At 62.2% G+C, this 26,100-nt stretch carries 23 protein-coding genes; 15 read left to right on the forward strand and 8 right to left on the reverse strand.

The window, feature by feature from the left end:
* Nucleotides 1-81 precede the first annotated feature (81 nt).
* The 7 genes from ABEA18_RS23575 (at nt 82) to ABEA18_RS23605 (ending at nt 6,977) form a co-directional block, all read left to right on the forward strand.
* Complete coding sequence (locus ABEA18_RS23575; RefSeq protein WP_345453535.1) at nt 82-999, forward strand: LysR family transcriptional regulator; 918 nt, start codon at nt 82-84, stop codon at nt 997-999.
* Between the two features lie 170 nt (nt 1,000-1,169).
* A complete protein-coding gene (locus tag ABEA18_RS23580) occupies nt 1,170-1,775 on the forward strand; it encodes a flavin reductase family protein (protein ID WP_345453538.1) in 606 nt (201 codons plus the stop codon).
* Nucleotides 1,772-3,235 (forward strand): 4-hydroxyphenylacetate 3-hydroxylase family protein, encoded by a 1,464-nt coding sequence (locus ABEA18_RS23585; RefSeq protein ID WP_345453541.1) that lies wholly within the window; start codon nt 1,772-1,774, stop codon nt 3,233-3,235. Before ABEA18_RS23580 ends, ABEA18_RS23585 begins: the two co-directional genes overlap by 4 nt.
* Nucleotides 3,235-3,663 carry a RidA family protein gene (locus ABEA18_RS23590; RefSeq protein WP_345453544.1) on the forward strand — a complete coding sequence of 143 codons (429 nt, stop codon included), beginning with the start codon at nt 3,235-3,237 and terminating at the stop codon, nt 3,661-3,663. The genes ABEA18_RS23585 and ABEA18_RS23590 overlap by 1 nt, the downstream gene beginning before the upstream one ends.
* Nucleotides 3,664-3,674: 11 nt before the next feature.
* Nucleotides 3,675-4,349: a DUF1028 domain-containing protein gene (locus ABEA18_RS23595; RefSeq protein WP_345453547.1), complete on the forward strand. Its 675-nt coding sequence runs from the start codon at nt 3,675-3,677 to the stop codon at nt 4,347-4,349.
* Nucleotides 4,346-5,569 carry a M20 family metallopeptidase gene (locus ABEA18_RS23600; RefSeq protein WP_345453550.1) on the forward strand — a complete coding sequence of 408 codons (1,224 nt, stop codon included), beginning with the start codon at nt 4,346-4,348 and terminating at the stop codon, nt 5,567-5,569. Before ABEA18_RS23595 ends, ABEA18_RS23600 begins: the two co-directional genes overlap by 4 nt.
* The gene (locus ABEA18_RS23605) at nt 5,559-6,977 is read left to right on the forward strand and encodes an aspartate ammonia-lyase (protein WP_345453553.1); all 1,419 of its coding nucleotides are present in this window, start codon (nt 5,559-5,561) and stop codon (nt 6,975-6,977) included. Before ABEA18_RS23600 ends, ABEA18_RS23605 begins: the two co-directional genes overlap by 11 nt.
* Before the next feature lie 256 nt (nt 6,978-7,233).
* On the opposite strand, the gene ABEA18_RS23610 is transcribed toward ABEA18_RS23605, so the two are convergent.
* A complete protein-coding gene (locus ABEA18_RS23610) occupies nt 7,234-8,133 on the reverse strand; it encodes a LysR family transcriptional regulator (RefSeq protein ID WP_345453556.1) in 900 nt (299 codons plus the stop codon).
* A gap of 128 nt (nt 8,134-8,261) precedes the next feature.
* Between ABEA18_RS23610 and ABEA18_RS23615 the strand changes: the two genes are divergently transcribed.
* The 6 genes from ABEA18_RS23615 (at nt 8,262) to ABEA18_RS23640 (ending at nt 14,956) form a co-directional block, all read left to right on the forward strand.
* Nucleotides 8,262-9,713, forward strand: a complete 1,452-nt coding sequence (locus ABEA18_RS23615; RefSeq protein ID WP_345453559.1) for an aldehyde dehydrogenase family protein — start codon at nt 8,262-8,264, stop codon at nt 9,711-9,713.
* Between the two features lie 2 nt (nt 9,714-9,715).
* Nucleotides 9,716-11,434: a hypothetical protein gene (locus tag ABEA18_RS23620; protein ID WP_345453562.1), complete on the forward strand. Its 1,719-nt coding sequence runs from the start codon at nt 9,716-9,718 to the stop codon at nt 11,432-11,434.
* Nucleotides 11,431-12,423, forward strand: coding sequence for a membrane dipeptidase (locus ABEA18_RS23625; RefSeq protein ID WP_345453565.1), 993 nt, complete (start codon nt 11,431-11,433; stop codon nt 12,421-12,423). Before ABEA18_RS23620 ends, ABEA18_RS23625 begins: the two co-directional genes overlap by 4 nt.
* Nucleotides 12,416-13,150, forward strand: coding sequence for a hypothetical protein (locus tag ABEA18_RS23630; protein ID WP_345453568.1), 735 nt, complete (start codon nt 12,416-12,418; stop codon nt 13,148-13,150). The genes ABEA18_RS23625 and ABEA18_RS23630 overlap by 8 nt, the downstream gene beginning before the upstream one ends.
* Nucleotides 13,147-13,527 (forward strand): RidA family protein, encoded by a 381-nt coding sequence (locus ABEA18_RS23635; protein ID WP_345453571.1) that lies wholly within the window; start codon nt 13,147-13,149, stop codon nt 13,525-13,527. Before ABEA18_RS23630 ends, ABEA18_RS23635 begins: the two co-directional genes overlap by 4 nt.
* A 67-nt stretch (nt 13,528-13,594) precedes the next feature.
* Nucleotides 13,595-14,956, forward strand: coding sequence for an MFS transporter (locus ABEA18_RS23640; protein WP_345453574.1), 1,362 nt, complete (start codon nt 13,595-13,597; stop codon nt 14,954-14,956).
* 715 nt (nt 14,957-15,671) lie between these two features.
* On the opposite strand, the gene qatD is transcribed toward ABEA18_RS23640, so the two are convergent.
* From qatD to ABEA18_RS23665, 5 genes are all read right to left on the reverse strand, one after another.
* A complete protein-coding gene (qatD, locus tag ABEA18_RS23645; RefSeq protein ID WP_345453577.1) occupies nt 15,672-16,406 on the reverse strand; it encodes a Qat anti-phage system TatD family nuclease QatD in 735 nt (244 codons plus the stop codon).
* Entirely contained in the window at nt 16,403-17,626 is a 1,224-nt protein-coding gene (gene qatC, locus ABEA18_RS23650; protein ID WP_345453580.1) for a Qat anti-phage system QueC-like protein QatC, read from the reverse strand. Before qatC ends, qatD begins: the two co-directional genes overlap by 4 nt.
* A gap of 50 nt (nt 17,627-17,676) precedes the next feature.
* Nucleotides 17,677-18,429 (reverse strand): Qat anti-phage system associated protein QatB, encoded by a 753-nt coding sequence (gene qatB / locus ABEA18_RS23655; protein WP_345453583.1) that lies wholly within the window; start codon nt 18,427-18,429, stop codon nt 17,677-17,679.
* A 58-nt stretch (nt 18,430-18,487) separates the two neighbouring features.
* A complete protein-coding gene (locus ABEA18_RS23660; protein WP_345453586.1) occupies nt 18,488-20,359 on the reverse strand; it encodes a KAP family P-loop NTPase fold protein in 1,872 nt (623 codons plus the stop codon).
* A gap of 684 nt (nt 20,360-21,043) precedes the next feature.
* On the reverse strand, nt 21,044-21,664 hold the full coding sequence (locus ABEA18_RS23665) for a hypothetical protein (RefSeq protein WP_345453589.1): 621 nt from the start codon (nt 21,662-21,664) through the stop codon (nt 21,044-21,046).
* A gap of 112 nt (nt 21,665-21,776) precedes the next feature.
* Between ABEA18_RS23665 and ABEA18_RS23670 the strand changes: the two genes are divergently transcribed.
* Nucleotides 21,777-22,679, forward strand: a complete 903-nt coding sequence (locus ABEA18_RS23670) for a hypothetical protein (protein ID WP_345453592.1) — start codon at nt 21,777-21,779, stop codon at nt 22,677-22,679.
* Between the two features lie 51 nt (nt 22,680-22,730).
* On the opposite strand, the gene ABEA18_RS23675 is transcribed toward ABEA18_RS23670, so the two are convergent.
* The gene (locus ABEA18_RS23675; RefSeq protein WP_345453594.1) at nt 22,731-23,276 is read right to left on the reverse strand and encodes a hypothetical protein; all 546 of its coding nucleotides are present in this window, start codon (nt 23,274-23,276) and stop codon (nt 22,731-22,733) included.
* A gap of 26 nt (nt 23,277-23,302) precedes the next feature.
* Nucleotides 23,303-24,388 carry a PDDEXK nuclease domain-containing protein gene (locus tag ABEA18_RS23680; RefSeq protein ID WP_345453596.1) on the reverse strand — a complete coding sequence of 362 codons (1,086 nt, stop codon included), beginning with the start codon at nt 24,386-24,388 and terminating at the stop codon, nt 23,303-23,305.
* 312 nt (nt 24,389-24,700) lie between these two features.
* Here ABEA18_RS23680 and ABEA18_RS23685 point away from each other — a divergent pair, with 312 nt between their 5' ends.
* Nucleotides 24,701-26,023 (forward strand): hypothetical protein, encoded by a 1,323-nt coding sequence (locus tag ABEA18_RS23685; protein ID WP_345453598.1) that lies wholly within the window; start codon nt 24,701-24,703, stop codon nt 26,021-26,023.
* Nucleotides 26,024-26,100: the final 77 nt, after the last annotated feature.

A 26,100-nucleotide genomic window follows, 5' to 3' on the forward strand; every position in this document is an offset into this window, starting at 1 on the left:
CGATGGCGCTGAGAACGACTATGCAGTGGATCACACACCGTGTAAAACAGATGTATTCGAAGAAGGGTTTCGGTTAAATCGATGTCAAACGTCAGTTTGCGCCAACTGGAGTACCTGATCGCCGCGGCCGAAACCGGGAGCGTAACGGCAGCCGCGGCACGCGTCTACCTTTCCCAGTCGGCCGTTTCGACGGCGCTGGCGGACTTGGAAGAGGCGCTCGGCGTGCAGATCTTCATCCGCCATCCGCGCGGTCTGTCGCTGACCAACGTGGGCCAACAGGTCCTGACGGATGCCCGCAGGCTGGTGTCCGGTATGGAGGACCTTCGCAATTCCGCCCGGGAATCCAGCGAATCGCTCTCCGGAAAGCTGGTGGTGGGCTGCTACAGCACACTGGCGCCCATCCTGCTGCCGCGCATCATCGCCGACTTCACCAGGAACCATCCCGGAGTGGACCTGAGCTTCATCGAGGGGTCGCACACCCAGATGGAGGAGCAGCTGCGCGACGGATCTCTGGACCTGGCCATCCTGTACGACTACGACTTCGGCAAAGGCAGCCTTTCCAAGGACCTGACGGTCAATGTTGTCATCTCCACGCCGCCCTACGTCATCCTGCCCGAGCGCCATGAGCTGGCCGGTCGTGAAGCGCTTTCGCTCAAGGAATTAGCGCCGCAACCGTTGATTCTGTTCGACCTCCCGCCGGGCGGCGACTACTTCCTGTCCTTCTTCACGGACGAGAACCTCACCCCAAACATCCGCCACCGCACCACCAGCTTCGAAATGGTCAGGGCCCTCGTGGCCCGCGGCCTGGGCTACTCCATCCTGAGCCAGCGAACCAACATCAACATGAGCTACGAGGGGCTCGGATTCGTGACCAGACCACTGACCGGTGCGCTTCCCGGGCTAAACGTGGGTGCGGTGCATCTCAACGGCGTCCGCCTCACCCGGAGGGCCGTTGCCTTCATCGACCAGTGCAGGACCTCACTGGGCATCCGGGTATAGCCAGCCCACGGCGGACGCTTCTCCGTCACTCGCCTGCATCCCTATCCCCCTCGTGCTCAAGGTATCTAAAAAATCGAAGGCTATAGTCTGAAAGTTATGTTGGACACATATCTAACGTGCTCCGAATACTGATTGCAGACAACATCCGCAATCGGACAAAGGAGCCAACGATGACTGTTTCAGCCGAACGCACCTCCCCCGCCGCACCGCCGGAAGGCCGCCCTCGGGACCCATTCATTGCCGCGATGGCAGTCGTGGCGACCGGCGTCACGGTCGTGGCCACCGACGGCGAAACGGGCCGGTTTGCCCAGACAGTGAGCGCCATGTGTTCAGTCTCGGCGGACCCCCGCCTGGTGCTGGTGTGCATCAATGGGCGAAGCCCCATCAACGAGGCCATCAAGACCAACGGGAGCTTCACCGTCAACGTGCTGGGGAGCCGGCACGACCACGTAGCGGACACGTTCGCCGGACGTCCCTGGCCGGGTAAGGATCCGTGGGACTTCAGTTGCGGTGAATGGGAGCAGGCTCCCTCCGGTTCCCCGCGAATCCGTGACGCCGTCGCCAGTTTTGACTGCAGTATCCATCAGGTCGTTGAAGCCGGCACCCACCGGATCTATATCGGTCTCGTCACCGATATCGAATCGCACGGCGGGGAGCCCCTGATCTACAGCGCACAGACCTATGCCAAACCCATTCCCGTCCCGCCGTCTGTCTTCGACGACTATCCCGGATCGGGCCCAACATACCGCAAGAACACCAAGGAGAACGCCAAATGATCCGCACTGGAAATGAATATCGCGAGTCCATCCGCGACGGCCGCCAGGTTTGGATCAACGGGGAAAAGGTTGACGACGTCACCACGCACCCCATGTTCAAACCGATTGTCGATGTTCGAGCCCGCATTTATGACCTGGCCCATGAAGAAGCCACGCAAGAGGTGATGGCGTACACGGACGAGACCACCGGCGAACTGAACGCGATTGCCAACCGGCTGCCGAAAACCCATCAGGACTGGGCCGACAAGCGGGCTGCCGTGGACCTGGTCCAGCGCGAGGCCGGCGGCGTCGTCACCCGTGTGGGCGACGAGACAATCGGCGAAATGTGGTCCCTTTTCGACGGCCAAGACGTCCTCAATGAGGTAGACCCGCGGTTTTCCGAGAATATTCGCCGGCACATAGCGAAATCCATCACGGCCGACCCGTTCCACGTCTCTGCCAACACGGACCCCAAGGGCGATCGCTCCAAGGCCCCGCAGGACCAGGACCCGGACATGCTGCTGCACGTGGTCCGCGAGACCGACAACGGCATTGTGGTCCGCGGCGCCAAGTATGAGACGGCTGCCGCATACTCCAACCAGGCATTCACCAAGCCGACGATTGCCAACTGGGGCAACAGCGAACTCTCCGACTATGCCGTCGGATTTGTCATGGACATGGGCACGCCCGGGCTGAAGTTCATTTCGCGCAACGGCTTTGCCGGCAAAGGACCGTCGGCCGACTACCCGCTCTCGAACCGAGTGGACGAGGTGGAATCGCTGGTGGTGTTTGACGACGTCGAGATCCCCTGGGAGGACGTGCTCTTCTACCGACACACCAAGGCGGCTGCATTCATTCGCTCCACCCTGCACCGTTACAGCGCCTTCCCTTTTGTCCAGCGCACTCTGCACCTGGCCGACCTCATGATCGGTGCGGCGCTGTGGAACGTGAAGCAGACCGGGCTGGAAAAACAGCAGGCCGTCCAGGAGAAGCTGGCCCAGCTGGCCTGCTACCGCGAAAGCATCAACGCGCACCTCACGGCCGCCATCGCCAATGCCGAAACCAGCCCAGGCGGCCTGCTCATGCCCAACCAGTCACTGCTCTACGCAGGACGCGTGACTGCGCTGTCCCAGCTTCCGGCCATGATGCACATCGCCCGCGAACTGTGCGGTGGCCAGATCTGCATCACCCCGGATGCGGCCACCTTCAGCGACCCGGAGGTGTCCCCTTGGCTGGAGAAGTTCTACTCCATCAACGACAACTGGGTCTCTGAGGACCGGCGCAAGCTGCTGGCCTTTGCCCGCGACCTGCTCAACAGCGACTATGCCGGTCACCGCCTCACCTTCCAGCTCTTTGCGCAGTCTCCGCCCTTCGCCCAACTGGGCGCCGTGTACCGCAACTTCGACTTCGACGGGCCGCTGGGCCTGGTCAAAGCCTCCGCAGGACTATCCGACAAGATCCTGGGCGGGGTGCCGGACTGATGGCGCACACTAGGATCAGACCCTTCAACACCAAAGAAACCTACCCGGAGCAGAATCTGGACAACGATCTGTGCCAGGCAGTGGTCGCCAACGGCGTTGTCTACTTGCGCGGGCAGATCGGCCAGGACCTGGACTCGCGGCAGTCCGTCGGGATCGGCGACGTCGAGGCGCAGGCTGAGAAGGCCATGGCCAACATCAGGACGCTTCTGGAGGAGGCCGGCGGCAGCCTCCAGGACATAGTGAAGGTCACCGTTTACCTGATCGATCCGCGCCACCGGGAACCCGTCTACCGGACCATGGGCAAGTGGCTCAAAGGCGTCTACCCCGTCTCCACCGGCCTAGTCGTCAGCGCCCTGGCCCGCCCCGAATGGCTGGTGGAGATCGACGCCACCGCCGTCCTCGGCAATCCTGTCGCCTCAGCCAACTAGAAGGATTTACCATGACGTTTTCCCTTGTAGCCCGCGATCCGCATTCCGGTGCTTTCGGCATGGTGGTCACCTCGTCATCGCCCGCCGTGGCCGCGCGCTGCGTGCATCTGCGCCAAGGCGTGGGCGGCGCCGCATCTCAGAACATTACCGATCCGAGGCTTGGCGCACGGCTGCTTGACCTGCTCGAAGCCGGCACGCCGGCTGAAGAGGCCATGGCCAAGCTGGTGGCCGAAACGCCCGACGTCGCCTACCGCCAGCTCAGCGTGGTCGACGCCCATGGCGGCACCGGCTCCTTCAGCGGATCCGGGACCCTCGGCACCCACCGCACTGTGAAAGGCGACGGCGCCGTTGCGGCCGGAAACCTGCTCTCCTCCCCGGAAGTGGTGGACGCCATCATGGCCTGCTACCGCGCGGCCACCGGCGCCTTTGAGGACCGGCTTCTTGCGGGTCTGGCCGCCGGACGCGACGCCGGCGGCGAGGAGGGTCCGCAGCATTCGGCCGGCCTCGTCGTGGTCGACCAAGCGGCCTGGGCCGTCACGGACCTTCGGGTGGACTGGGACGAGGACGATCCGGTTGCCCGTCTCGCCGAGATCTGGCAGCTCTGGGAACCGCAAAAGGTGGATTATCTGACCCGCGCGGTCCGTCCGGACAGCGCACCGCGCTACGGTGTCCCGGGGGACCTATGAACAAGTTCAAGGACGTGGTCGGCACCCGGATCGATGCGTTGGAGAGCCGGCTGCTGGCCCTCTCGCACCGCATCCACGCCAATCCGGAAGTCGCCTGGGCGGAGGTCAACGCCTCCACCTGGGTGGCTGCAGAACTCGCCGGGGTGGGCTTCAGCGTCCGGAAAAACCTGTGCGGACTGCCGACGGCGTTTGCCGCCACAGTGGGCAGCGGCGGCCTGCACTTGGGAATTTGCGCTGAATACGATGCGCTGCCGGGGCTGGGGCATGCCTGCGGGCACAACATCATCGCCGCGGCCGCCGTCGGCGCAGCCTCGGCGCTGGCCCCCGTGGTCGATGCACTTGGCATCACTCTCACCGTCTTCGGCACGCCGGCGGAAGAGGGCGGTGGCGGGAAGATCGAACTGCTGGACGGTGGCGCGTTCGACGGCGTGCATGCGGCCATGATGGTACACCCGGGTCCGCTTGACGTGGCCCGGGCCGAGCCGTACGCCGTCTCCCACAGCAAGATCCGGTATCGGGGCCGGGCGAGCCATGCCGCCGCCTATCCCGAACGCGGAGTGAATGCGGCCGACGCCTTCACGGTCGCCCAGGTGGCCATCGGGCTGCTGCGCCAGCAGCTTGAGCCCGGGTTACGCATCCACGGCGTCGTCACTCGCGGAGGTGAGGCGCCCAATGCCATCCCTGAGGTGACCGAGGGCCGCTGGTACGTTCGGGCCGGTTCGCGGGCCGAACTTGCCGTCCTGGAGGACAAAGTGCGCCGCTGCTTCGAGGCCGGGGCCCTGTCCACCGGCTGCGAGCTCGAGATCGAGGCGGAAAGCAAGCCCTACGCCGAGTTCGCCACGGATGACGCCATGCTGGACCTCTACGTTGCAAACGCCACTGCACTGGGCCGGGAGTTCACCAATTCGGGACCGGACATGAGGATGAATCGCGCGTCCACAGACATGGGCAACGTCTCGCAGGTGCTGCCCGCCATCCACCCCTACATCGGCATTGGATCTCTGCCCTCCGTCAACCACCAGAAGGAATTTGCCGCCGCGGCTATCACCGCCGCCGCCGACCGCGCCGTCATCGACGCAGCCAAGGCCATGGCTCACACGTGCATCGACCTCGCCCAAAACGCCGGACTGCGCGAACGGCTGAGCAGACGGGGTGCCGTTCGGTTCCCTGTGGATGCTCCCGGAATCCCGCTGAATCTGGAGAGTTCAAATGTCAGGTGAGGTTCGGCGCGAACATGATTTGGTTGGCTGGCTGGACGTGCCGGCGGACGCCTATTACGGCGTCCACACCGTGCGCGCGAGCCTCAACTTTCCCATTTCCGGTGTCTCCGTCGGCCTTTACGCGCACTTGGTGGTAGCGCTGGCCTCGGTCAAGGAAGCCGCCGCCAGCACCAACTATGAGCTGGGGCTGCTGGACGGTCCGCGCTCCCGCGCGATCGTGGCTGCATGCCGCGAGATCCGCGCCGGCGAGCTGCACGACCACTTCATTGTCGACGTCGTTCAGGGCGGCGCAGGCACATCCACCAACATGAACGCGAACGAGGTGATCGCCAACCGGGCCCTGGAACTGATGGGCGCGGAGCGCGGCCAGTACGAATTGCTGGACCCGCTGGACCACGTGAACCTGGGCCAAAGCACGAACGATGTCTACCCGACAGCGCTGCGCGTGGGACTGCACCACGCGGCCGAGGACTTGCTGGCCGCAATGGCAGGTCTGCGCCGATCCTTCGCGGCCAAGGCGGAGGAATTCGTGGGCTACCTTAAGATGGGGCGCACCCAGCTCCAGGACGCCGTCCCGATGACCCTAGGCCAGGAATTCCGCACCTTCGCTGTCATGATGGCCGAGGACGAGCAGCGCCTGCGCGAGGCGATGGATCTGATCCGCGAGGTCAACCTTGGCGGCACGGCCATCGGCACAGGCCTGAACTCCCACGTCGACTATTCCCGGTTGGCCTGCCGGCAGCTGGCGGAGATAAGCGGTGTGGGCGTCGTTCCAGCCGGCGATCTGATCGAGGCAACGCAGGACGTGGGCGGCCTCGTCCAGCTGCACAGCGTACTCAAACGCATTGCGGTGAAGCTGTCCAAAGTAGCCAATGATCTTCGCCTGCTCTCCTCCGGCCCGCGCGCCGGTTTCGGCGAGATCCAGCTGCCTGCCGTCCAGGCCGGATCATCAATCATGCCGGGAAAGGTCAATCCGGTGATCCCCGAGGTGGTCAACCAGGTGGCCTATTCCGTGGTCGGCAACGACATCACCATCACCATGGCGGCCGAATCCGGCCAGCTGCAACTCAACGCATTTGAGCCGGTCATGGCCCGGGCACTCTTCTCCTCCCTACGGGAGCTTCGCGCAGCATGCGTTGTGCTCGCCGAGCGCTGCATCGACGGCATCACGGCCGATCCGCAGACGCTGCTGGCCACTGTGGAGCGCTCCATCGGTCTGGTCACGGCGCTGGTTCCATATCTGGGCTACAACACGTCCACGGAAGTGGCCCAGCAGGCCATGGCCACGGGCGCCAGTGTGGTGGACGTGGTCCGGGCACGGGCCCTGATGAGCGACGCCGAGCTGGCAGACGTCCTTGGCTCGGCGCAACTGCTCACATCAGCCGGGATAAGGGCGAATGCGTCCTGAGCTGAGCCTCCCAGCCAGGGCTACAGCGGTCTCCGCCGCTGCATGGAAGCCCGGAATCCAACAGGCATGAGCAGTGCACCTTGCGTCTCAGGACCTGCTGTTCAGAGGGTGAATCGGTTTTCTGGCATGGTGCGGCAGCCACACTTCGACTTCCTGGCACGCGTTGGGATGCCTTACCAACGATCGTCGCCGGATGCTTCGAGGTCCTGGCGCAGGATATTCGGCGGTTTCACAAGGCCACGCCTTCCCGCCCGGGCTAGCCGGGTTCCGCGACTCCCATAGTTTGTCGGCAGGCTTCCCTGACTTTGGCCACGAGGGGTGAGTCGGTCATGTCGTTGCTGTAGATCAGGCTGACGCGGGAGACGGCGCTGGCGTCCTTGATGTCCAGATAGGCGAGGCCGGGGATGGCGAAGGCGCGGAGGGATTCCGGGACAACCGCGATGCCCAGGTGGGCGGCCACCAGCCCGAGGATCGTGGGGAACTGGACGGCCTGCTGGGCTAGTTCGAAGTCGACGTCGGCGGCGTGAAGGAGTGCGGCGATGTGGTCGAAAAGCCGTGAGATCCGGTCCCGCGGGAATGCAATGAATCGCTCCCCCTTCAGTTCTCCAAGCCCGACCGCGGTGCGGTGCGCCAGGGGGTGGTCTGTGGCGACGGCCACCACGAGGCGTTCATTTTGCAGCAGCGTGGTACTGAGGCCCGGCACGGTCCGGACTTCCCGGGCGATTCCGGCATCCAGGGCTCCGGCGGTGATGAGGTCGATCTGGGCGTCGGTGGTCTCCTCGCGGAGCTCGAGGTCGATGCCGGGCCATCGGGACCGGAGTTCCCGCACCACGGGCGGAAGGGCCGAAATGGCTGCCGATGAGACGAAGCCCAGACGCAGCCTGCCGATTTCGCCGTCGCGGGCCTGCCGGAGTGCCGCGGTCATGGCCCCGTACTGGGTCAGGAGTTTCCTGGCGTGCTTCAGGAGCAGTTCGCCGTCGGCGGTGAGCTGGACATTGCGGGAGTTGCGCACGAAAAGCTGGGACTTGCATTCCTCTTCCAGTTTGCGGATCTGCTGGCTCAGAGGCGGCTGGGCCATGTGCAGCCGCTCGGCGGCACGGTTGAAGTGCAGCTCTTCCGCCACTGCGATGAAAAGCTCCAGGCGACGAAGGTTCATACAACCAAGACTAAACGAATATTGATCAGCGACAAATAGATACTTCATTGGAGCGGCCTCCGGGTCTACCGTTGATCGTGAGGACAGTCACAGATCTACAAACACTATGAGGTTCGAGAATGCCCGTCATGACCAAGGCCGCCAGCAGTTTCATCAACGGCAGTTGGATTGAAGGGACCGGGAACAAGACGTCCCGGTTCAACCCGTCCGCGCCGGACGAAGCGGTCACCACCTATCACCAGGCCGGTTCCGAAGAGCTGGCGCAGGCGATCAAGGCCGCTGCCGCCGCAGCCCCGCCGTGGGACAGGCTGGGGATTCTGGCCCGGGGCCGGATCCTGTCCGCTGCGGCCGCACTGATCCGGGAACGCGCCGAAGAGATAGCCCGGGTCATGACCGCAGAGCACGGCAAGACACTGACGGAGTCCAGGCTGGAGGTCGACGCTTCCGCGGACACGTTCGATTACCACGCGGGCTCGGCCCGGAACCCGGTCGGCACCGAATACCCCTCCAGCCACCCCGATGAGCGGATCGTCACGGTCCACAGGCCCCTGGGTATCGTCGGCGTGATCACGCCCTGGAATTTCCCGCTGCAGATCCCGGCGTGGAAGATCGCACCGGCTCTGCTGCACGGCAACACGGTGGTCTGGAAGTCTGCAAGCCATACCCCCGGAGTGTCGGTCCTGCTGATGGACATCCTGGGCGCGGCCGGTGTTCCGGCCGGGGTCGCGAACCTGCTCCTAGGCCCGGGTCCGCTGGGCTCTGAACTCGTGTCCCATCCGTCCGTGGCGGGGGTGACGTTTACCGGATCCGTCCCGGTGGGCCACCACATCCGCGGGATTGTCTGTGGACGCGGCGCGAAACTGCAGATGGAACTGGGCGGACACAACGCCACTCTCGTCCTGCCCGATGCCGACGTCGAACTGGCCGCGTCCAGCGCCGTCAACGCCGCCATGGGTTCCACCGGCCAGAAATGCACGGCCACCCGGCGGATCATCCTCGTGGGCGACGGGCACGAGGCGTTCCTGGAGAGGGTGAAGGAGAAAGTCTCCGGACTCGTCCTGGGCCCCGGGACGGACCCGTCGGTGCAGATCGGCCCCGTCGTGTCTGCCTCCGCCCGCGATGAAATCAACGCCGCGATCGCCCAGGCCATCACCGAAGGCGGGGAAATTCTTGCCCAAGCCCCCGCGCCCGCATCGGAGGGGCACTACGTCCGGCCCACCGTGCTGACCGGGCCGGCGACCATGACGATCTGCCGCGACGAGGTCTTCGGTCCTGTTGTCGTGATTCTCCGCGCAGCAACCCTTGACGAAGCCATAGCGTTGGCGAACAACACCGACTTCGGCCTCACCGCCGCGGTGTTCACCAGCGACGAGCGCGCCGCCCGGCGGTGCGTCACCTACCTGGACGCCGGCCTCGTGAAGGTCAATGCGCCCTCGACCGGTTCCGAACTTCACGCTCCCTTCGGCGGGATGAAGGATTCAACCTTTGCCGGTCCCCGGGAACAGAACAGTGCCGTCGCCGCGGCGTTCTTCACCCACGAAAAAACCGCCTACCTCCGCCTGGCACCAGAGAAGGCATGATCATGACAGTCCAGGACGAACGAACCGCACACCAGCTCCGCCCTCCGGAGGAAGTGCTCTCCGGCGCCGATATGAACGGCGCCTGGGCCACCCGCCACAGCTTCGCCCGCACCATGCTCCGCCGCGCCGCAGCCCGGAAATGGAGCGTGGCCCGGAGCCGCCTGGATCTCGACGCCGACGCCCGGGGCACCGCCGTCTACACCGTGGACGCCGAAGGCCGGCAGCTGAGCTTCATCGCTTTCTGCCGCACCCTGACGGAAAGCGAACGCACCGACCGTGTCATCGCCGATGCCTGGGACGTGACCGCGGCCCTCATCGAAGGGGACCTCACACCGGAGCGCGAAGCTGAATTGCGGCTCAACGTCCCCGTCCAGGAACGCGGCCGTGTCGACCCGGACACCATCATCCTGACCCGGGCGAACCGCAGCGCACGCTTCTTTGACTATGTCAGCGACTGTCTGGCCGCAGGGTCCCAGCCCGACGTCGACACCGTCGGCCCCAGCCCGTATCTGATCCGCAGCACCGCGTTCTACGGCAACGGGAAATTCGGGCTCAAGGAATTCGCGGACATCCCCGCCGACCACCCGCTGGCCGTGCCGTACCGGTCCCAGATGCTGACCGCTTGGCTGCTGCGTGAACTGAGCATGGACATGGTTGAACACGTCGCCCGCGCCAAAGCCTCGGACGCCGGCACGACCGCGGTCCCGCTGGACCCGGAGTGGAGCCGCTACCTTGGCCTGGGAAATGCCACCGGGCTGGGGATGGTCCCGTTCGTGATCAACCACCCGGATATTCTGGACGCCTGGTGTCGGCTGCGGGAAATTCCGCTCGCTGCCGGGCTCGGCCGGGACTATGCACCCGGGCATCCGGACCTTTCCCGTGTCGCGGAACTTCTTCTCAAGGCGGACCGCCACCTTGAGGAGAAGCATGCACTCCCCACGGCCCCGTTCCTGCCGACAGACGAGATCCGGCCCCAGCTGTGGCAACTCCTGGAGGAGCTGCAGACCCATATGGCCTCCGCGTCAGGGCCCGCGCCGGTCCTGGCACGCCTGCACGACAGGGCCGCAAGCCTCAGCCCGGAGGCCCGGGGGATCCTTGCCTCGATCGTCATTGAACTGCGCTCCGACTTCGACGAGGACGCCGAGTCCCTGCTTAGAGTTGACGGCACCGCACCGTTTGACGCGGCCATGCCCTGCTGGGAACTGAGGCAGTTACTGGAGACCAACTACGCCTGGGCCCGCGGCTACGACTTCACCGATCCGGAGAGGACGCGCTACTACTGGTTCTCCTCCGCAGCCAACGAAGAACCCCGCCGTGCGCTGCGCGCAGACCGGCCCGCCGGCACGGCCGAGCACTGCACAGACATTGCCCGCCGCATCAATGCCCTCGCCGCGGACCTCGAAGGGTTCCCGGCCCACCGCAGCATCGCGGAGTTCCTCCTGGCACACCCCGGTCACCGCTTCGCCGCGGCCCGGGTCCAGCAGACACGGCCCTATCTTTACGGGGAGCTGCAGGACAACCTCATCGACGGCGGATTCCTGCCCCTGAGCACACAGCGCTTCCAGCTGGCCTGTTACGGGATGAACAACTTCAGTCCACAGTCCACGGACTGGGTCCGCGTGACGTTGTTCAGCGGAGCCCCCCGCGCGGCGGATATCAACCACGGAAAGGACAAGGACGACTGGCTCTTCCCGACCGCACCCCGGGGGACGGAACAATGAGCCTCCACGAGCAGCTGACCGTCGTGGACGGGCTGCAGATCAGCAACTGGAGCCGCCCCGTCCTGGAAGAACTGCGCACCGGCGGCGTCAGCGCTGTCAACGCGACCTGCGCCGTCTGGGAAAACGCCGCGGACACCCTCCGGTCCGTTGGTGAGTGGCTGGACCTCGTCAACCGCAACCCGGACCTGGCGTTCCTCGCCGCAACCGGGGCAGACATCGAAGCCGCGAAGCAGCAGAACAGGATCGCAGTGTTCCTGGGATTCCAGAACGCCAGCCCCTTCGAAGACGACTACCGCTACGTTGAGCTCTTCCATCGGCTCGGGGTCCGGATCGCCCAGCTGACCTACAACAACCAGAACCTTCTCGGCAGCGGTTGCTTCGAAGCCGATGATGCCGGGCTGACCCGCTACGGACGGGTGATCGTGGAAGAGATGAACAGGGTGGGCATGCTGATCGACCTCTCCCATGTCGGATACCGGACCAGCCGCGACGCCATCGAAGCGTCCTCGGTGCCGGTCTCGGTCACCCACTCCAACCCGCTCTGGTTCTTTGACACCCCGAGGAACAAACCCCACGATGTCATCCAGCCACTCGTGGACCGCGGCGGGGTCATCGGCTGCTGCCTGTACCCCACCGTCAGTGGCGGCGAACACGTCACCATCGAGAGCTTCTGCACGATGGTTGCGCGAATGGCGGACCAGTATGGTCCCTCGAGCGTCGGTATCGGCAGCGACTGCACACGCGGCTGGGATCAGGAATTCGTCGGCTGGCTCCGCAACGGCCGCTGGCAGCCGACCGATCCCCGGAACACGCCGAGCTGGCCCCTGTGGCCGGACTGGTTCAAAGGCCCCCTGGACTTCCCCCGGCTCACCGACGGCCTCTCCGCAGCCGGGCTCACGGACCAGAGCATCGCTGCCGTGATGGGCGGCAACTGGGCCCGGCTGTTCACACAAGTCATGGACACAACAAAGGAACACGCGCATGTCTGACACCATCACCGGACCAGCCCCCGACCGGCAGCAGAAGGACCGCACCATCGCCGTCCAGCCCCGCGAAATCAAGGAAGCCGCCTTCCGGACCCTCTGCGCGGCCGGCGCCGACCCCCTCGAAGCCCAGGAAGGAGCCCTCGCCGTCCTCCGCGCCGAAGCCGACGCACACGCCGGTCTCCGCCTCCTCCAACAGCTGCTGGACGCAGACTGGGCTGCACCCGTCCGGCCGGCAGCGGTAACGGACGTCCCACGGGCCGCCGGCACCCTGCGCGAGCTTGACCCGGCCGGACAGCCGCCCCTGCGGACCGCACTCCAACTCCTCGACCTCGCCGCCGACACCCCGGAAGGCGGGACAGCCGCGACCCGCACAACGGACGCCGGAATCCCGGGACTTCTCTGGAATGACCTGGTACTCAGGCACACCGCATCCCTGCAACGCCGGATCGCCATCGCCACGACCAATCCCGGGGCGACACCGGATGACGGAGCCACCTGCTACCTCACCGTCCGGGACGGGGAGCTTTCGGCCACGCCGACGCCGGCGCCGGCGGCTGTCATCTTCATGCCACAGCCCGCCGGGGCCAGCACGACCGTCATGGTTTTGCCCGAACCGGTCCACACGACTCCGGAAACAACCAACATCGCGCCCAAACCACTGAAAGTGCGTGAGCAAGAATGGCAGACCATGTACCAGATGTCCCGGAAATACCTGGTGCCGGACGCATGAACGCCATCACCCGGACCCAGTTCACCGACGGCAAACCGCGGCCGTACTCCGCCGCCGCGGCAACCGGCGGCATCATCTACCTGTGCGGGCAGATACCGGCACGCGAAGACGGCACCGTCCCGGCCGACATCGCAGGCCAGGTAACACAGACCTTCGACAACCTCGAAGCGGTCCTCGGACAGGCAGGGTCCAGCCTGTCCCACCTGCTCAAGCTCACGGTCTTCCTGGCCGACCTTGACGAATTTGATGACTATAACGCCGCCTACCTCACCAGGCTCAGCGGCCACCCCCTGCCTCCCCGCACCACCGTGCAAGTTGCCCGGTTCAGAGGCGAAAAACGCATCGAGATCGATGCGGTCGCAGCCGTAACAGCCTGACCGCACCACGGCCATGGATCTGTCGGGTTACCAACGTTGCTTTCCCTCCTCCCAGATCGGAACCACCATGCTCTCCCACGCACAAGCACCGGCGTCTGAAATGACCATCGATTCAGCGCCGCTGAACTCCTTCCACAAACGCCTCACCCTCTTCAGCTCAGGGGGCCCCTTTTTGGACGGGTACATCCTGGCCATCATCGGCATCGCCTTGGTCCAGGTCATCCCGGCCTGGCAGATGAATGACTGGTGGAACGGTCTCATCGGCGCCTCCGCGCTGATCGGCGTGTTCCTCGGCGGGCTCATTTTCGGCAACCTGACCGACAAAATCGGGCGCAAGCTCATGTACACGATCGACCTCATGGCCATCATCGTGTTCTCGATCGCCCAGTTCTTCGTCCAGGACCCGTGGCAGCTGTTCGTTCTGCGACTTCTCATAGGCATCGCCGTGGGCGCCGACTATCCGATCGCAACTGCTCTGGTCGCCGAATTCGTGCCCAAGAACTGGCGTGCCCGCCTCCTCGGCGGCCTGAACGCCATGTGGTTCGTCGGCGCCACCGTCGCCGCCTTCGTCGGCTACTGGCTCCTCTCCCTCCAAGACGGCTGGCGCTGGATGCTGCTCTCCTCCGCCGTGCCCGCCATCCTGATCCTGATCGCCCGGGCCACCATCCCTGAATCCCCCCACTGGCTCGTCGGCAAAGGCCGCCACCAGGAGGCCCTGGACATCCTGAAGAAGACCATCGGCGAGGGCGCCACCCTCGAGGGCATTACCGCCCACGACCCCAACGCGGCCAAACTCAGCACCGCGAAGGCCTTCAAACTCGTCCTGACCGGCGGCTACCTCCACCGGGTCATCTTTATCTCGATCTTCTGGACCTGCACCATCGTCACCCTGTTCTCGATCTACGCCTTCGGCCCCCAGATCCTGGCCCTGTTCAACCTCCAGTCCGGCGACGAAGCCAACATCGGCTACGGCCTGATCAACTTGTTCTTCCTCGTCGGCAACGTCGTCGCCCTCCTTGTCGTGGACAAGCTCGGCCGCCGGCCCGTACTGATCTGGGGCTTCATCCTCTCCGGCATCGGACTGCTGTTCCTCGCGCTCTTCCCCACTGCACCCCTGGGCCTGATCGCCCTGGCCTTCGCCTTCTACGCCATCTTCAACGGCGGCCCGTCGATCCTGGAATGGATCTACCCCAACGAACTGTTCCCCACCAAAGTCCGGGCAACCGCCGTCGGACTATGCACCGGCACCAGCCGCATCGGCGCCGCCATCGGCACCTTCGCCACCCCGCTGGCCCTGACCCACCTCGGGCTCTCCGGCACCATGTGGATCGCCGCCGGCATCGCGCTCCTTGGCGCAGCCGTCAGCTTCTTCATGGCCCCCGAAACCAAAGGCCAGAACCTCGAAGAAGCAGCCGCCCTCCACGCCTGACCCCCACCACCACCCACCAACCGCAGCGGGAGCGGCCGGCCATCGAGGTCATGCTGCTCCCGCCAAGGCGCCACGTAAGTCCAGCATCCGCATCCGCCAACTGGCACTACTCATCAAAGGAGACCCGACTACGACCGGGTCCGAGAACTCCACACCTGCGCCAGCGGGCGTACAGCAGTACGGCGACATGCCACCTGTGTGCCCGCGCCGGAATGGCAACCGAAGACTATGAAGAGGCTGCTGGCTTCGAATCCGTTTTGCGGCTCATGGATAACTTGGGGTGAGATCCACACGATTGTCATGCGACAGAAAAGCGTTTTGTTGGGTTCCCCCTCCAGCATTGCCGCATCCCTCCACCGGATCGCTGACGGGGTGGCCCGGTCGTCCAGTGGTGCTCCGGGCCCTATCCGACCCTGTCGAGCTTGTTGAACAGCCTGAGCGCTGACCGCGGACCAAAATCAGGCAAGTCTGTCACTACGGGAGTCTGTGACTTCATTCCCGACTGCCTATAGTGGACGTTATGTAAAGTTGATAGGTTGTCATAATGACAGGATATGACTCATAGTTAGATTATCATTCCCCTTCCTCACGCGCTACTCTGGCTCACTTCGTATGCCAAGACGTTGAGAATACGAGTTATACCGTTGGCTCAGGCTTAGATGGGCTGTTTCCAGGATCTAATGAGCTGACTGGCCGGTCGGTCAACGAGGCATTGTTATCGGCGCGCCCCGAGCAGCGTGCCTTCGTTTTCCCGGATCTGGCGTTCGGCGGTCATATACTCGTTTGCCCAGAGGTCTGCGAGCATGCGGCAACCAACTGTCACGTCCCACGGATGGAGGGCGGACTTCTGGAACTGCGTGAACGGTCCGTCCGTTTCAAGGAGTACCCGGTTCCGGGGCATTTTGGCGACCAGGTTCTTGCCCTTGGCCCCGGCAAGCATTGCGGGCCCGACGCTGAACCAGCAGCCTAAGGCGACGGCGCGTCTTAGTTGGGCGTGCGTTCCGGAAAACCAGTGCAGGACCGGGGCTCGAAGTCCTTCGAACTTTTCGAGGGAATCCAGAACCGGATCGGCGGCCCGTCTGCTGTGGATCGATACGACCTTGTCTCCGGCCTCGTGGCAAACGCGAAGAATGTGCTCAAATACCTTGGTCTGGTCTGACCAGGAAGGGCGGTGCTCCGGCGAACCATCCAGTCCGACTTCTCCAACGAACTGGGTTTGCGGGAGATACCGGTCAAACAGCCTGAGTTCTTGTTTACGTTCCTTTGCGAGTTGAGGGTGGAGTCCGATGGCCGTCCGGATCACCGGTCGGCCAGCAGCGAGCCGTGATGTGCCGATCCACGCGGACGGTGTCGTTGTCACGGAAAGAACGCCGATTCCGCGGCGTTGAACGCCCTCAGCGATTTCTTGGGGATCCGGATAGAGGTCCAAGTGGCAGTGAAAATCGATCACGTTAGACCAAATTCGGTGTGAAGGGAGCCTAGTTCGTCGAGGCCCCGCTGGAGCATGTCCCGAAGTGCCGCCCGGTTCGTAATGAGCAGTGAACTCAGTGCAGGGCCCAGCCAACGATCCAAACCGTCCTCCTCAACGGTGAGCCGAGCGAACGCGACCGAACGGACATCGTCGAACGCGGCATGAGCCTCGTTTGGTTTGCCGAGGTCCGTGAAAACGTATTCGGTAGAGTCCTCTTGTTGCCAGGCCGTGAATGCAGCCCTACGGATCTGACATGGGACGCATCGACCGCAATGCCTGTAGTTGAACCGCTGGAACCTCCCGCAGCTCGTTGAGATTGGTGCTTCCCTCATCAAGAGCGTCTGATCAAGGCAGTTTTGCAGCATCTCTCCCTTGGTCTTCTCGGCGTAGGGGTTCTCGATCCGAACACGAAGCCCTGTTTCGTCCAGAAGTTTCTGCATCCTGCCCAGAAACTCGGGGTGCGCCGTTCGAGTGCTGAGACTCCCGATCCGGGCGTTGGTCAACGGAGGGTTGATTGCTATGAAACCGTTCTCGCATACATATAGCGGCACCGTTTCACCATCGACGTAGCGTTGAGTCGCCGTTGCCGCAAGGACCGCAAACGCGAGGAAGATCAGCGACCTGGATCGCTGAGAGGTCTCCTTCTCCCCGCGTCGGGTACTTGCGTTGTGGTTCACCTGCAGGTGTTCAAGAACCCCGCCGATGACTTTAGCGAAGCGCTCCTGCTTGTCTGCGTCGCCTCGAACGGTCTGGCTGACAGCGAACAGCTTTCGCCCATCCGCCGATAGATCGATGGCTCCGACCAGCGAATCCAGTCCGCCGGAGAGGAGCGCCACGGCGTCTGTGGCCGGGAAGAAAGGTTTCTTGGGCGCCTGAGGAAGGACGCCTCCTCCGCGGAATGACATCGTCCATAGATCGGTCGTGAGAAACCGCAGCGCTGCTGAAAAGGAGGGCGCAAGCGATTCCCAGCGGCTGGGATCGCGGAGGGCAATCTCTAACTCGAACTCCCGCGTCCAACCGTCGGGGCTGCCAGCACGGTTGTTCTCCCCATCAGCGACGACGACCGACAGGGCGATCGCCAGCAGGTCCCAGGCAGCAGGGTCCGGCTGAAGGCTGCGGCGTCGGACGGTGTTAGCGGCAGACCATCCCGCGGTCGGGATCTGACTCGAGGTTTCCTGCTCGAACAAGAGAATTGGCATCGTCGAGTCTTTGAGTTGTCCAAATGTCGAGCGGGGTCCGCTTGTATACCTCATGTCGTGTAGTCCTCGAAGACACCTAACGTTTCTCGCAGGGCCTCGCGAGTCAGGCGCGCAACACTTTTGGTCGTAGCGGACGCACCACGTTCGCGGACCGCCCGGAACGCGGCCGAGACATGCTGAACAATGAATTCTCGAATACTACTAAGCCGCCGAAGCCCTGTTGCCGGGTCAGCGGCCTTCTCCAGGACGGTCTTATGCAGATCCAGACAAAAACGCCCATAGACGTCCAGTGCAGCGTAACGCTCAATGACGAACACTCGCTGCGCGTCAGTAAGGGCGAGAAGGTCAGCGTCAGGAAACCGAACGAGAAGTTCTGAAAGAGCATCGCGGACTGCACGCCGAGACGACTCTTTGTCCTGTGACCCGTCGGCAGGGCTTGCGGCGTCGACGATGGCGTCGAGCACGACATTGACGTCATTACCGCTCGCGAGTACGGCATCGCGGAGGTCAGCGCCATCGGGCGTGCGTCCGGATTGGAGCACTCCGCCGAGGCGCCCTGCGGTTGCAGCAGTCCCGCCTAACCGGCGGGTCATCGTTGCACTTCCGCCATAGCCGGTCCGTACATAGTGACCCACGGCACGGCGCAGCTCTTGGCTGTTGCCAGTGCGGCAGAAAGCGCCGAGGGCCCGTCGGGTGCCACGGAATCTCGCGGGAGGCGCCAGAGGGGTCGGTTTAGCGTCGGACTGTTCGCCTTCGGCAGTTTCCTCATCCGTCGCCGTTTCCCCCTCATCGCCCATATCCATCGATCCGGTTTCATCCGCCCACGGGGGGACAAGGGCGACACCCGCTCCGGGGCCGGTGCTACTTTGCGATGTTCCCACTCTTGACCTGACTCTCGATGGCTCGCTTTACGGGATTTTCGACGTCCGATGACCCTTTCCAGTGTTTGAATACATCGCTAGCCCAGGTGTGGGATGCGATTTTCGGCACGATGGCAGCTTGAATTTGCTGGCCAGGGCGTTCGATGAGGAATCCGGCAAGGCCGTTGCCAAGGCTTGTGTCGATAGCGGCAACGCCGATGCAGGCATCCAGGATCGGCGGGGCGCCCCAGTGTTGTTCCTGCCGGGCCTGAGCCAACAAGCGATCCATGATTATGCTGAGTTCCGCACGAGGGAGTTCGACAAGGCGATCGGCAAGAGCATGTGCCTCCTGGGGGCTTTCCAGTAGTGCGCTAAGCAGCCCTGCTGCCTCGGAGGAAAGCCGGTCAGCGGCAGTGATCAGAGGGGCTTGTTCGCGGCCGACGTAAAGGGCCCCTCGCAAGTCGTGATTTGCCAAGGCCGGCGGAAGCGCAATCCACTCCCGAATGAATTCGCCATCCCATGGTTTTTCGAGCTGGAAGTCTGCGTCCTTGGCAGCTGACTCTTCCCATGCGGCCAGCACTCGCGGCTTACCCTCAGGGTCGGTGTTCACGGCGGTCGTCAACGCCGCGTAAGCAGCAGGCGAAGCGAGCCGTTCGAAAAGGAGAAGTTTCACCAACACCGCCTCGTCCACACCGACACCCTGTGCCTTCGAAATTGTCATCCTGATGGATAGCGCATTGAGGAACCGCTTGACGAGGCGCGGGTTGCCGGCAATTCGGTCGGAGCTTGCCATCAACGGGGCGAGACGTTCTGCGGTATCGAGCCGCGCGAGCAGCGCCGGCGGGAGCTCGATGCCACAACCGCTGATGAATGCGCGGTCGACTCGCTTTCCCTTCCACGATTCCCGAAGCCGGCCGGCGATGGCAGCGCGTAGATGGTCCTTGTCGGCCGCATCCAGCTCGCTATTGTCGATGAAGAGCATCATCAGGTAGGCACGAACCTCTTGAGTCCCCAAGGCTGGCACACGTATCGGGATCTGGACGAGCTTATCGAAGTAGTTGGTGACAAGTTCATCATCATCCAGGCCTTGGAAATGCTGTTTGACAGCGTGCTTGATCATGTTGTCATCAGCAGCAATGACGAAGGCTGTGTTCTTCAGAAACAAGAAAAGACGGATTGCCTCGAGGGTCGAGATCGTCGTCCCAGGCATGCACCGATCAAGATCGTCGATGAGCACGACGAGGGTTACGCCAATCTCATTCAATGCTTCTTCAAATGAGTCTCTTAGCGCCTGTATCTCTTTCGGCGGCGAGTACTCCGCCTTCGGGTTCAGGAGCGCTCGACCAGCGGCGGCGGCAGAGGATGCGAGTGTTCCAGCCTTCTCTAGGTCTTCGCCGTCTACCTTGCCCGCCATTCCGTCTTTTATGAGATTGGTAATTTCTCCAGGCAGTCCGATGGGTGGAATGCCAAGCGCCATCGATGCAGCGGGTAACGCGATCAGCTTGGCGAGCCTGAACCACTTCACACGTCCCAAGAACTCGCGGGCTTTGTCGAGGCCCGTCTCCCGTTTGGTTGCCTCGGCCTCCAACTTGTTCGCAATTACCTCGAGGAGTGCCGCACGAGCGTCGTCGTACCCTTGGTAGAGCCACGCGTTGAAGTCAACAAAGAGATACTTCTTCGGGCCATCGACCGGCTGATGCTTGGTCAGGGCTGTCCTGGTGAGCTTGATCATTGAAGACTTGCCGACGCCCCAAGCACCAGACACGCCAATCGAGACCGGCCGGCCGCCTGCGCTGACAATTACCTCCGCGATGGTGTCCGCAACACCTTCGAAGTTGAGGAAGTCCCGGTCCGTTTCGTTGTCGAGCCACATGATGAGATCGCCCTTCCGTTCCCCCTGCTCCGATCGGCGACCTGAGCCAGACTTCATCGAACTCAGATTGCCATGTGGACCCTTGCGAAGACGGAAGGCGCGCCCCCAGGCCTCGTTGTCGGCACGACACATGGACTTCCATGTCGCTGCGGTCAACGTTCTTGTGAAATCTGCCCCACGGTTGCTCAGCTCCCCGGGGTGTTGATCCTTCCGGCTAGACGACTCCTTACGGATACAGTGTGGCCAGGACGCGGATCGTGACGCGAAAAACTTAAGAACTTTTCCGCTGCTTGAGCAGCATGGACTCGGGCCTGAGACCAGCAGCGTTGGCCATCAGTTCTTTCGTGAGTGGGGAAGGGACCGTCATGCCTTCGTTGGACACCGAGTAAGTGGACCTGCGCGTACAGCTCAACGCGCAACGGACGCGACGACAACGAATGCGGAGCCAGGTGTTGCTGCAATCGAAACCGTCCAAGAACTCGTCCAAGTCCAAGGTCTCGAGAAGTGCTCCTGAACCTCGGCGTCTTCGACCGCGACGGGCTCAAGCCCACCACAGTCACGCCGCAGGGCCTCGCCTTCGCCCGCGCCGCCCTTAAGATCTGAACCACCTAGACCAGCGATGGACACGAGCAACGTGCGGCCCGCCTTGCGGACACCGACCGGGCCGTCTTCCCCTAAGAGTTGCTATTGCGCCCCAAAGCCGCTGCGCAGTTCTTCGAGCTTGTTCGAAAGTGTCACTAGGCTAAGGTCTAAGACCATCACGTTGCCGCTGACGGGCTCGAAGCCGATGTCACCCCAGACGCCCTTAAGCTTGGACTCGACTCGGCGCCGTTCGGTTCCTTCTGATTCATCCATTGGCGAGGCGTAGGTGGCAACGAAAGTACCGCCGTCGCTCAAGACTTCGATGACTTCGGCAGCGAACCAACGGCCGAGGCCCCTTCCGCGCCAGCCAGGCAGCATCTCGACGCGGTCAATGATCAAAAAGTTCTCACCGAAGCCTTGGAGCATGTCCTCCACGGGACCAGTGGGCTCCCCGGAAACCGGGTCCAAAACAACTGACGCTACCGCAGATAAGTCACCGTCCAGGGCGTCCAAAAGGTCGAAGACCCTTGGGTCACTAATTCGACACCGGACGATGTGCGCATTACCTATGATCTGCTCGTCATCATCTTCGCCGGATAAATAGAGCGCAGCGTTCCACTGCTCAACGAGGCGGTCTTCCGGCAAGCTCAACGCTCGCCGGAAATTCAGCCTAACGCTCAAGAAAGAGCCGATTTGGGAATCATCCACACCAGAAAGGTTCACACAAGAAAGCTACACCAGACACGATGGGGCAGGGCGGTGGAGAGGCCAGAGGGGTGGGACGGGGGTGGGCGCCACTCGTCCGACGGTACATGGACACCGATAAGCTCCAAACATGGATTCAACAACGGCCTTCGTGATGGCCCTCGTGGCCTTGACGCTCAGTCTGGTCAACACCTTGGTTTCGGTCATCATCTTCCGCAAAGCGGCGGGAAGAGTCGTTGTCCAGATGAATACTTCGCTGCTGAACCCTGGGCGCAGCCTACTGAGCAACGACAAAGGCACTTGGGGCTTAGATACCCACACCTACGACGAGAACGGCGTCGAACTGGCGAAGATCGTCATCGAGAATCCGGGACGAACTGCAGCTACTCTCACAATGGTTGAGTTACGAATCGAAGGTTCGAAAGACCCAGACTTGGCAATGGCTGTCAGACCTATAGAGGTGCGGCACATAGGCGGGGTCTCAAGTGTCCCTAATTTCAACTACCGACTGGAGCCATTCGACCAAGTCGTATATCTAGTCGACTTCTGGAGTGTGGTGAGCTACGTATTCAACGAAGAACCAGAACTCCGCCAGATCAATGTCTGTGCCTCCGTGAAAGTCGCGGGTCAGAACAATAGGTACGACTCAAAGAAACACGGGTACTGGACGATTCGAAGAGAGTGGGCGTCTCTTCGAGGCCCATACATGCGGCGTACAGCTCGGAGCGTCATCTTGGCTGAACTCGTGAATGTCTTCGACAACCCAGGTCATAACCCCTACCTCACGGACCTCTCGGTCAAACTCGAGAACCAACTATCTCATGCAAGCTCCCCAGCGGACATTACCGAGGCACTTCAACAAATCGCCCTTCTAGGCGGAGAGTATCGCGGCATACTCGGTGACGTGAACGTCTGGGCGCTAATCCGCTTTGGGTGGGACGTGAAGCATCGACTTCAAACTCTAGGGCAGCAAGTGATCTGGCCCAGGGCCACAGAACTCTCTGACGAGAACACAGCTGACCCACGGACCTAACCTTCGGTGAGGGATCCTCTGCCGGACAGTTACAAACACCGTTCGTCGTGTCTAGGTCTCTGATGGGGTGATACCTGAATCCGAAGACGGTTCTGGCTTGTTGGCTTGGATTCTCTCCATGAGGGACTTCACGCGTTCCACGTACTGCTGGCAATACCCACGGTGCCGTTCGTAGTATTGAAATTGGTCTGAATCGCCCGGGAGGGTGAAGTGCAGGCCGTGCTCCGGGATCGTCCCGCCATCATCAGTGACCTTCAGGAAATCGCGGCCTCTGGCCGCGGGGTCCATGGCCCCGAAGGACCTGGTTATGGCGAGTTCTCCGGGGATCTCATGGACGTCCTCAAGCGCCGAGACGTGTTCCACCCCGTCGTGAACTGATATGAAGACCCGGACCTCTCCCACACCTTCATGGCCGGGCGCCGGGAAACCCCGCACCACACGGGGATCTAAAAGAACGCTGTTTTCCGGAGGTTTGATGAAATCCCAGATCTGTTGTCGTGCAGCTCCGATTGAGGTTTCTGCCGATACGTAATGCACAACCGGAGCACCTTGAGGCGTGCGGACCCCGGGCCGGCAGCGCTCGAACCAAGGACTCATGGCCAGAGCCTTCCACCAGCCACTGCTCAAGGCAAGGAGCTGCTTCCCTTGACGTCCTCCGGATCAGCGTCCGGTTGCGCATCTGGTTCCGCCCATTCCAGTGCGGCCACGAGATGCCCTTCATCAGGCAACGCCCGCTGCTCGGCAGCCGGGAGTTTGTCGTAGGTGTAGGCCGCGACGGCCATAGGCGAGGTTGACCGTCCCAAGCTGTAGCGCACGCTTCGGTCGTTCTTGGTGCCGCAGATCAGGATGCCAACGGTTTCGTTGTGGTATTCCCGACGGAGCACGTCGTCGACCAGGGCCACGTAGAAATTGAGCTTGCCGGCATGCTCCGGCTGAAACCGGCCTGTCTTAAGTTCGATGACAACGTACCGAAGCTGTTCTATGTGGAAAAACAGCAAGTCGACAAAGTAGTCGTCACCGTCGACGTCGAAATGCACCTGCCGGCCGACGAAGGAAAAGCCTGGCCCGAGCTCCCGCAGGGTTTCGGTGATCCGGCTGGTGAGGGCATTTTCGAGATCGCGTTCGGCGACTTCACCGGACAGGCCCAGGAACTCAAAGTTGTACGGGTCCTTTGCCATTTGCTGTGCCAGTTCGGAATCCGGTGCGGCGAGCTGGCTGGTGAAGTTCGATGGTGCCGCACCGTTGCGTTCCATCGAACGGCTCATCATCATATTCAGCAGTACGTTCCGGGACCAGCCGTACTGGACGGCGGCGCCGGCGTACCAGTCGCGTTCCTCGGCGGTTCCGGACTTGTCCAGAATCGTCCTTATATGGCCCCAAGGCAAATGTGCCACAAGCTGTGGCACATTTGATTGCCCGCCCCAGGCCCGCACCATCGCGGTCATGTATTGCAGGTTGCGCGCAGAGAGCCCTTTCATGTCCGGAAAGGCCAGACGCAGGTCCGCAGCGAGCTGATTAATGACCCCGCTCCCCCACCCATGCTGGTCCTGGCGGGCCAGGATGTCTTTTCCGAGCGACCAGTAAAGTTCAATGACCAGCGTGTTGACGGTCCGCTGCGCTTGGACCCTGGCGCCACGGACGCGGCTCTTCAGCGAATCCAACAGTTCCGCGTAGTCTGCCGGCATGCCGATCTCTGAAGAGAAATTCATGACTCCACCCTATCGATTTCAAATAGTGCCACAGGCTGTAGCGCTATTGAGAGTTGCATCTTGATTGCGGCTTGGTTGACCCCGACGCCGCCCCATCCCGAGCCCAGCAACGCCAGTTTCAACAGACCAGGCCAAGCAGTAGCTGTGTGCACCCCCAAGGGGCAGATCTACGGGTTCTGTGGTGTCCGTTTCCCCACTTCGACAGCGTCGGGCCTCAAGGCGCCGGCCGGACTATGGCCGCAAAGGCATGTGGCAGCTGATCTTTGATCGGGCCAAGAATCGGTTCGCCCAAAGGCATGCTGCAATTAGACCATGACCGCCGAAAGCATCTATGACCTCCTTGACGAATGGGTTGGATCACGCTTTGACCAAGACTGCGTAGCTAGTTTCAGAAACTGGCCTAAAGACCACGTCGAGGAATTTCATGGCGCCTTGATTAATCTGAACCGGCGAAGGTGCGCTGGGGCAGGGCCGGTGGATGGGTGGTCTCCTTACTACCCAGTATCGTCCGCCATTGATTCACTTGCGGGACGAAGCCACACTAGGGTAACTGCGTCCCGGAAGCTTACTGATGACAGAAGTCTGAAAATTCTGATGTTGTACGCGAACAAAGTCGTACTTCCAACATATTTGGAACGTGCTTTCGACGTCAGAAGAGAACATTTGGATCAGTCGGACTATTATGGCTTTTCTGTTGGCGATTACATCGACCCAACATTCGGTCAGCTGGCCCGCGAGTACTATCTTTCTGCGCTGGCTGAACTCAGGCCACTTGCCGACGTCGGAGCAATTGAATGGTTCGACGTGTCACATCAAGCATCCGACAACGGGGCTCTTGGTAGAAAGCAAGCCGTAAGAGCTGACCGCCGAAACCTGGCACTTGAGTTTGATGGGTTCCCATTCGATCTGACAGGGCTGCAGCATTTGTCCGATGAGACCCGTGTCATCTATCGGTCCATCCTCGAGGGACGAGGCCATACGTGGGAGCAGTTCTTAGTAGAGGTCGTATACGATGAATTAGCCGTTTTGTCTCCTTCATTCCTTGGCTTCGGACAACCATATTTCCGCTATCCAATAGTTGAGCAGGTTGTTACGGCGCTATTATCCAAGGGTGCGTTTAGGAGGGATCTGCCATTTACTCGGAGCTACTCCAAAATGGATGTCGATGATCTATATATGCGTCGCCTTATTACACTTCAAATGCCTTCTTTTGACGACCTTGACGTTCCCACGATGGCTCAGCTTCGAACTAGCGAAGGCGGCATTGAACGCTGGCGTGTCGGGCTGCGTAAGGCTCTGAGCTCGGCCATGTCTGCCCCATCAAACTCGACTATGGATACTGTTCAGCGGCATTTTGAAGAGAACATGCTTGAGGAATGCCGCATCCTCCAAGACAAGACGAAGCGTGGTTCTATCGGAACATTCGGGTCTGCAGCGCTTCGGTCGATTACTTTCGGCTTCGTAGGCGGCATTGCAGGCGCGTCGATAGGTGGGGATCTAAGAACTTCAACGGCCTCCGGCATGGCCAGCGGCGTCACTCGTGCGGTCTATGAGTGGCAGGCGGCTCGGCGAGCGGATCGGACTGACAGGCTCCTACTTGCTCATTACGGAATTGCCCGCCCCCGCGCCTTATGATCTGACCTGAGTTTGGTCACCTCGTCTCGGTTTGAGGGGGTTCGGGGCGCTGATCTGCGGCGATGCCTCGGGGTTTG

Source organism: Arthrobacter gyeryongensis, assembly GCF_039543785.1.
Lineage (GTDB): Bacteria > Actinomycetota > Actinomycetes > Actinomycetales > Micrococcaceae > Arthrobacter > Arthrobacter gyeryongensis.

Excerpts from the sequence above, each read along its gene's own strand:
- ABEA18_RS23590 (WP_345453544.1), top strand. The coding sequence starts at position 3,235 with ATGGCGCACACTAGGATCAGACCCTTCAACACCAAAGAAACCTACCCG.
- qatB (WP_345453583.1), bottom strand. The coding sequence starts at position 18,429 with ATGGATATGGGCGATGAGGGGGAAACGGCGACGGATGAGGAAACTGCC.
- ABEA18_RS23600 (WP_345453550.1), top strand. The coding sequence starts at position 4,346 with ATGAACAAGTTCAAGGACGTGGTCGGCACCCGGATCGATGCGTTGGAG.
- ABEA18_RS23680 (WP_345453596.1), bottom strand. The coding sequence starts at position 24,388 with ATGAATTTCTCTTCAGAGATCGGCATGCCGGCAGACTACGCGGAACTG.
- ABEA18_RS23640 (WP_345453574.1), top strand. The coding sequence starts at position 13,595 with ATGCTCTCCCACGCACAAGCACCGGCGTCTGAAATGACCATCGATTCA.
- ABEA18_RS23635 (WP_345453571.1), top strand. The coding sequence starts at position 13,147 with ATGAACGCCATCACCCGGACCCAGTTCACCGACGGCAAACCGCGGCCG.
- ABEA18_RS23575 (WP_345453535.1), top strand. The coding sequence starts at position 82 with ATGTCAAACGTCAGTTTGCGCCAACTGGAGTACCTGATCGCCGCGGCC.
- ABEA18_RS23670 (WP_345453592.1), top strand. The coding sequence starts at position 21,777 with ATGGATTCAACAACGGCCTTCGTGATGGCCCTCGTGGCCTTGACGCTC.
- ABEA18_RS23620 (WP_345453562.1), top strand. The coding sequence starts at position 9,716 with ATGACAGTCCAGGACGAACGAACCGCACACCAGCTCCGCCCTCCGGAG.
- ABEA18_RS23610 (WP_345453556.1), bottom strand. The coding sequence starts at position 8,133 with ATGAACCTTCGTCGCCTGGAGCTTTTCATCGCAGTGGCGGAAGAGCTG.
- ABEA18_RS23625 (WP_345453565.1), top strand. The coding sequence starts at position 11,431 with ATGAGCCTCCACGAGCAGCTGACCGTCGTGGACGGGCTGCAGATCAGC.
- ABEA18_RS23615 (WP_345453559.1), top strand. The coding sequence starts at position 8,262 with ATGACCAAGGCCGCCAGCAGTTTCATCAACGGCAGTTGGATTGAAGGG.
- ABEA18_RS23685 (WP_345453598.1), top strand. The coding sequence starts at position 24,701 with ATGACCGCCGAAAGCATCTATGACCTCCTTGACGAATGGGTTGGATCA.
- qatC (WP_345453580.1), bottom strand. The coding sequence starts at position 17,626 with ATGCCAATTCTCTTGTTCGAGCAGGAAACCTCGAGTCAGATCCCGACC.
- ABEA18_RS23675 (WP_345453594.1), bottom strand. The coding sequence starts at position 23,276 with ATGAGTCCTTGGTTCGAGCGCTGCCGGCCCGGGGTCCGCACGCCTCAA.
- ABEA18_RS23630 (WP_345453568.1), top strand. The coding sequence starts at position 12,416 with ATGTCTGACACCATCACCGGACCAGCCCCCGACCGGCAGCAGAAGGAC.
- ABEA18_RS23580 (WP_345453538.1), top strand. The coding sequence starts at position 1,170 with ATGACTGTTTCAGCCGAACGCACCTCCCCCGCCGCACCGCCGGAAGGC.
- ABEA18_RS23595 (WP_345453547.1), top strand. The coding sequence starts at position 3,675 with ATGACGTTTTCCCTTGTAGCCCGCGATCCGCATTCCGGTGCTTTCGGC.
- ABEA18_RS23585 (WP_345453541.1), top strand. The coding sequence starts at position 1,772 with ATGATCCGCACTGGAAATGAATATCGCGAGTCCATCCGCGACGGCCGC.
- ABEA18_RS23605 (WP_345453553.1), top strand. The coding sequence starts at position 5,559 with ATGTCAGGTGAGGTTCGGCGCGAACATGATTTGGTTGGCTGGCTGGAC.
- ABEA18_RS23660 (WP_345453586.1), bottom strand. The coding sequence starts at position 20,359 with ATGTGGCTCGACAACGAAACGGACCGGGACTTCCTCAACTTCGAAGGT.